The organism is Pseudoalteromonas sp. C12FD-1, from assembly GCF_037414265.1.
GTDB lineage: Bacteria > Pseudomonadota > Gammaproteobacteria > Enterobacterales > Alteromonadaceae > Pseudoalteromonas.
The window spans coordinates 1-6892 of sequence record NZ_JBBEVD010000050.1 but is presented as its reverse complement, the minus strand read 5'-3'; the positions used below and the strand labels follow the sequence as shown (position 1 = coordinate 6892).

The window sequence follows — 6892 nt, the reverse complement described above, 5'->3', positions numbered from 1 at the left end:
GCTGAGTACCAATCGCATCATCGTGGTGAATAGCAATACCAGTGGGTTTCATTGAACGCTATGGCGATAGATAGTCATGATGATGACGTTGGTAAAAAAACAAGATACCTGGGTAACTGTTTACTTGATGTCTCTGGCACTGTGTTGTGAAAAGGTAAGCTATGCAACTTGGTACCATGACGAATCACGTGCCATTAATTAACTTCTGGTAGCAATCCTTATAACGGTTGCCAAAAATAATTTTTTATATGTTCATCTAAGCGATCTAGTTACTTACACAGCAGTGATGGAATATCTGATGGGGACATGCCTGTTAAGCCAATATCGAAATTTAGTGAAGTATCCTCTCCACAGACTTGAATAAGGTCTCTTAACCCTCCACGCTCTCCGCAATACAGTTGGCTGTGATTAGACTGATAGTGGTTAAATACTATCAGTACTAGCATTGAACTTAACGGGTGTAACTTGCTTTCCTTTTCCTTGATAGATAACACAAACATATAATTGTGACGGTAGATCACTAGTATCCTTACCTTCTTTAATTTCATTTAATCTCTTTAGCATCGAATAATAAAGCTACGGCTTATTATTTTTGCATTTTCAGTTAATTTTTCTGGAGTTGTATTTAGATCCCGTCGAGTAAAGCAAAGTCGGAATAAATCTCAGTAACACTTTCTTCAAGCTACTCTTTTTGTGCCATTAATTGTCCAAGTATTACGACTTTTTCGTCATACAATTCTTTTTGATAATCACGCTTTTTCTTCTTACCTTCAATACACAATAATAAATGCTCATTTCTATTAAATTTTCGACTTTCAAAATCATCAACTACACCACTATCTTTTTACCCTATTTGAAATAGCTGTAGTTCCAATTTCAGCGCTCTTATCTGGTTCATTACTCCCTAGTTTTTCTTTACGCCTTGTGAAGCATTCTTGAAATAATGGTAAAACCAGTTTTGTATCTCCGTTCTGAGTTAAATTCTCAGCTATAGCGTTTAAGGTATTGGTAGCTTGAAGATCCTTAAAACCAAAGTTTAAAAAGCTCTAAACGGTACAACAGAAAGAGATACTTATTCGAAAATTCATACTTAAAATTTTCACAAGCTTTACCACCCAAGTATTTTACAAGCTGAAAAGCAACCTCTAATTCTTTAGTACTTCCACAGAGCGTTAAATAGAATCTATCGGCTTTTTTTTGACCTTAACAACAAAGGAAGAATAACGGTGCTCACTTAGAGATTGAATTATTTCCAGTTCATCATCTGTAATTGGCTCTTTCCGGTATGTATAATTTTGCTATCTAGCTACACTCTCGTTCAAATAAAGTAAACTCACCGTAATCAACAAATTGTCTTATCCTTTTAATATTTTGTTAATTGTTGCGCTATCAATGTAATTCGGTACCCTACTCTTCCAACCTATACTTTGTATTTTTTCCATCTCCTTTGAAAATTTAACTAAGTAGTCTTGGGTTTCTTTTTGCCATTGATACCAGTTAAGCGACAAATACTTTGAGCCCGCGTTGTACATTACTAATGCTGACAGTAAATCATCGTTTTCTTGCTTTAAGTTAGCTGCTAGTAATCTAGCACCGCCATTAACATTAGTGGCAATATCAAAAGCTTCACCTTTATTAACTTTTATCCCTAAATTTTTTGCCGTTTTCGGCATCAACTGCATCAATCCCATGGCTCCACTTTTTGAGATGGCACAGGGCTTAAAATTTGACTCTATAGACATCACTGCTGCAATAATTTCTGGTGGGATATCTGTTTTTAATGAAGCTTTTTCTATCACTTGATGTAGGTTTATTTTTTTATCCTTTTGTAAATGGCAGTCAAGTGACTTTAGTCTTCTCGAGCTTTTTTGAACGCGAGATTTAACATGAGTATCTGCTGAAAAAGATAAATTATTGAGATGTTTCGTTAATTTATCAAGACGTTCGTCAGCATTAGTACTGAACGTAAGCATAGCAAAGAATAAAAAAAGTGTTCTATATTGACAGGATATGGATTTCATAAGTAGACCTTCAGTGTTGTGTTTATGTACTTAAGGTCTACTTTGTTTTTTAGGGGGGCTAGTCGATTAGATTATTAAATATTATCATTAAGATTTATCTCCAAATGATTAGTTTCTTTATTGTAATACCATCCCAGAGTAGTTCTATCAGTTAAGTTAATTTTTTCTATTGATAACTGAGTAAAATCTTCATCCCAAATAAAATCACTTTGAACTAAAACGCTATTGTGAAGTAAAGTTACCCTAGGTTCAGATGCAGGGGTAACTTCCCAGCTAATTGCCCACTTCATTAGGTCATCATTCTCATCAATATTTGCAATAAATAATAAAGGCTGCAACTTACCGCCTTCTTTTACCTGTTTCTGCCCTCCGTTAAAGCCACGCGTTGCTGATGCGGTTTGTTGAAGTGAAGTTTCAAAAATTGGTGCTAGCCATTCCCAAAGATTTAATGGGAGCATTAAAATAGCCTCCCCAATTGCCCGTGCATCAGTCTGATCCAAAAAACCGGGATCAGCCTCAATTCTATTCCAATATTCAATTATTGATTCTGGTAATTTAAATTTATTTACAATCCATTCAACTTGTTCTTTGTTTAAGTCTATACGTTCGCCATCAAAGGCAACTACTTGGCCATCAATGATTAATGACTTTAAGGTATCGCTGCCGTCAATTTTTGATAAACAAGCATATTGATCGTCCTTGGCAACCCATAATTCAAACTTATGTATAGCACTAAATGTCCACTCAAAAACAAATTGAGCATCACGTGACACGACAGCTTGCTCAATAGATGACACTAACAAACACTCATTAAGGTCAACTCTGTTTTGCTGAATACGCGAAATCATCAACTGACAAAATGGGTCTGTTTTCATTTTGTAGTCTAACGCCGCTTTAAAGCTGGCATCAAAAACAATTAAGGCATCATTAGCATATGCTTCTATGGCAGTTTTAGATGGTCTTTGCAATAAAAAGGCAAGCAACTTCTTATGAGCAACAGCATTTATCACCTTTACTGAGATTTGCTGTGTTTGTATAAATTGTTCAACTTCATGCTGTAGCCTCATTGAAGGCGCAACTATTGTAGGCCAAAAGCCATCTTCAAATGCCTTTTCTACTTGATGTTGTATTTCATTTACTTCAACACTAATTAAACGTTGACCATCATCAAAAATTTCATTTCCTATTTCGTCAAATAAATCAAACCACCAACAAGGTGAGTCATTTGTTTGAAGAAGAAGTAATTTTTCACACATAACAGGAGCTGAATTATTCATTGTTATCATCTTCTATGGTTATCTCTTTTGAATCTAATTTTGATGGTTCATTTCCTATCTTAGTCAACCTTTTATCATATTTTACGTTGGACTCAAGCGTTTCAAACATCCGTTGAAAACTATCTTTAGTCAACTTTTTTGTCAGTTGACTAGACTCTATAGCTTGCCAAACCTTACGGTACATTTCGAATATGTAGGGTTCATTTTTTTCGGGAAAATTCTTATTTTTAAATGATAGAGGGGAAGAGCACAGTTCCTCATTGAGTTCTTTCCATTCTTGCACCGAAAACGTACTCGGTAATTTCTGTTTATTAGTGTCTTTTTTATCTGAATATATTTTGGTTAAAAAGTTATATACTCGATGTTGGAGCAAGTCGACATCTACAGTAAATTGAGTATTATTGTTATCATTAAGGTATTCGTCATATTTTTGAATATTCTCAGATAAGCATAAAAGCCTAGAACAAGACTCTTGAATTTTTTTAAACTCTTGGTCTGGCGATTTTCCCATTCGAGAAAGCCTTAAACTTGCTTTAAAGCATTCATCTAATGTCTCTTTGATGACTTTATTAAATTTACTATCACGATTAACAGCCATTAATTCAACACTATCATAATTGGGGAGTATTGTATTTTTACGCGCACTTTCATTCACCAATTCCCCTTCATTACTAGGGCTGTTTTCTAGTAATAATGACTCATGCTTTGAGTTGCCAATAAAGTTTATTAACTCTCGATATTGGTTTTTACAATTTTCTCTTTTGGTACTTCTATTTAGTTTATGATTTTTAGCAGCTTCTTTTATAAAGACATTTATTAGACACTTGAGTTTTTTTCTAGATTTTGTTTCTGGGTCTCCAAAAATATCAGTTTTATCCTTCCGCTTTTTCACTATTGACAAATAGTCCAGCCAAACAGGATCATCTGACAGTTTGAACCTCATACTCCCACACATTAAATTTAAATATTCTGTTCGCTCTTTCTCTCTATGCTTTTGTTTTAAATTTGCTTTAATTCCTTTACTATTTTTATTAAATTGAATTCCGTTGTACATAGATATAGCTGTTACAGAATAATAACCTAAAACAAATCGGCTGAAATTTTTCTTATTTAAGTCAACCCATAGTTCCTCAGTGCTTTGCTGTTCAGAAATATAAGTGTCAGACAAGAATTGACATAACACTTCGAATTCTTCTTGTTTGTTTTCATTTCTTTCTATTACAAGATCATTAGACATTTGTACGGCATCACTTACGTTCGACTTCCATACATCATTAACTTCATCTTCAGTGAGATTATCAACTGCGAGTTCTTTTATATTGGTTTGAGCTGATGACTCCTTATAAGTATTTCCTTTAGCTCCCATTTTGAAACTCGTATTAAAACTAATCCAAAGATATCTAAAGTGTTCACCTAATAAAGCGTATAATGCATCCTGCTCAGATTTGAATTCAAGGCTATTACTTATATCCTCGTCTGTTAACTGTTGTGTATAAGGAAGATACTTAGAATTATGACTATTAAAACCACTTAGCACCTGTTCCCAACCTCTTAATGCATTTTTCTTTTCTTTGTCTGAAAGCTTGATATCAGGATATAATTGCTCCAGCGCTTGCCCCACTACTTCCAATATATCTGATAATTCGTTGTATTTAGTCAAAAACAAGCCAATTCCATAAGCCCAATAAATAGATTCATAACTTAATAAAGAAATTTTGCTTGTTAAAAGCTTTCCTTGAACATTAAGGCTCATGAAGCGTTCCAAAGAGTCCTTATGACCACTTAATAAAGAACTTCGGAAATATTTAAGTGCTTTCCGAAGCCAAGCTACAGAGGCATCATTTAAGCTATCATCATCAAATCTTAACGCCTTAGGGCTGTTACAATGAATAATCATTGATACATGACCAAAGTCACACTTCCCTGACTTAATTAATTCAACAGCGGAAGGAATGAGAACCTTGGGAATAATATGTAGAAAATATTCTCGAAAAGCTTCTAGCTCATTTTCAAAAGTATAATCGTCAATATTTTGAACTGAAGTTCCACTATTTTTTAATTTTTGATAATTGCTATAACTAACCCCTTTTTTAGGGAAGTTAGTATCTAAATAAGAATTTAGAAATATTTTGAATGACATACCGACTCCTTTGGATAAGAGGTAGTAAATCATAGTCTTTTAAAGTTCGCAATTTCATTGTTTGGACTTCACAGCTTTCATTGTAGTGGTCAACTAATTTTGGCCACAGTTTTAGAATCTTGGTATCTAACCTCAGATTCATTTGGCGCTAAACCAGCATTATAATGATGTGGTCTAATATTATTGTAATATCCATTGATGTAATCGCTTACGCTATATTTAGCTTCTTTAAAGTTCTCATATCCAACCTTTGGCATGCATTCCGTCTTAAAGTTTCTTAAGAATCGCTCCATTGGCGCATTATCCCAACAATTTCCGCGCCTGCTCATGCTTTTGTAATTTTATAGCGCCATAAACGTTGGCGGTACTTCAAGCTTGTATAATGGCTTCCTTGGTCTGAGTAAAACATCAATCCACTTGGCCTACCTACCTCTGCTTTCATACGAGAGTTCAAGCGCTTTTAGCGTTAGGTTAGTATCTGGCGACAACGACATTGCCCAACCAACGACTTTACGTGCAAATAAATCAACAACGACCGCTAAATAGGCCCAGCGATTGCCTGTCCAAATATACGTCACATCACCGCACCACAATGTATTCGGCTCAACAACATCAAACTGCCTGTCTAACAAATTTGGGATTTCAAGATGCTCATTACCACCCCGTTTATATTGATGTTGTGGTACTTGGCAGCTCTCTAGTTTTAGTTTAACCATCAGCTTAGCGGCGCGATAACGGCTTAATTCAAAATCGTTATTCGTTGCGATTGCCGCGATTGTCCGTGCCCAAGCTGAACCACCGCTCATCGCATGTATGGCTTTAACTTCAGCTTCTAGCCTTATTTGCTCTGGTGTCGACGTTGTATCCCGTATGGCCCAATATTTATAGCTGCTGCGATGCACATTGAATACACTACACAACACACTAACTGGGTAACGCTCTCGTTGATTTAATTTCTCGATTAACGAGAATTGTTCAAGGAGTCGGTCATCAAAAGAGCAGTAGCCTTTTTTAATATATCCTCTTCTAATTCAATGCGTTGAATTTGCTTTTTAAGTTCGCGGATTTCAATTTGTTCGGGCGTCATTGTTGAAGCCAATGGTGACTGGCCATTCCGTTCTTGCTTTAACTGAGTTACCCACTTACTTACAGTTGATTTACCAACACCCATAGCCTTGGCTGCATCTTCTTGAGTATAACCTTGGTCGACTACAAGCTGAGCCGTTTCTAATTTGATTGCCACAGGATACGTTGCGCGTTTTAATTTCGTCATTTTTTCACCCAAATTTGTATGCTTATTAGCATAACATTTCTTTCTTAATGGGTGGCCAAATTAACTATGCCACTACACATCAACATACAAACTTATTACTCTATCGGCAACCAAAGAACCTTTATTGGTTGCCGATAGCAATTTACGTCGCTACTGTTCAATACTAATTAGCATGTCCGCC

The 6892-nt window shown here is 35.4% G+C and carries 3 protein-coding genes and 1 pseudogene; all 4 read right to left on the bottom strand.

Annotation, left to right across the window (positions count from 1 at the left end):
• Positions 1–1355: 1355 nt before the first annotated feature.
• Positions 1356–2021, bottom strand: coding sequence for a lytic transglycosylase domain-containing protein (locus WDB87_RS06350; RefSeq protein WP_337849384.1), 666 nt, complete (start codon positions 2019–2021; stop codon positions 1356–1358).
• Positions 2022–2095: 74 nt separating this feature from the next.
• On the bottom strand, positions 2096–3298 hold the full coding sequence (locus tag WDB87_RS06345) for a hypothetical protein (RefSeq protein ID WP_337849383.1): 1203 nt from the start codon (positions 3296–3298) through the stop codon (positions 2096–2098).
• Positions 3291–5438, bottom strand: a complete 2148-nt coding sequence (locus WDB87_RS06340) for a hypothetical protein (RefSeq protein WP_337849382.1) — start codon at positions 5436–5438, stop codon at positions 3291–3293. The genes WDB87_RS06345 and WDB87_RS06340 overlap by 8 nt, the downstream gene beginning before the upstream one ends.
• A gap of 89 nt (positions 5439–5527) precedes the next feature.
• Positions 5528–6711, bottom strand: a pseudogene (locus WDB87_RS06335) (IS3 family transposase).
• Between the last annotated feature and the right edge of the window lie 181 nt (positions 6712–6892).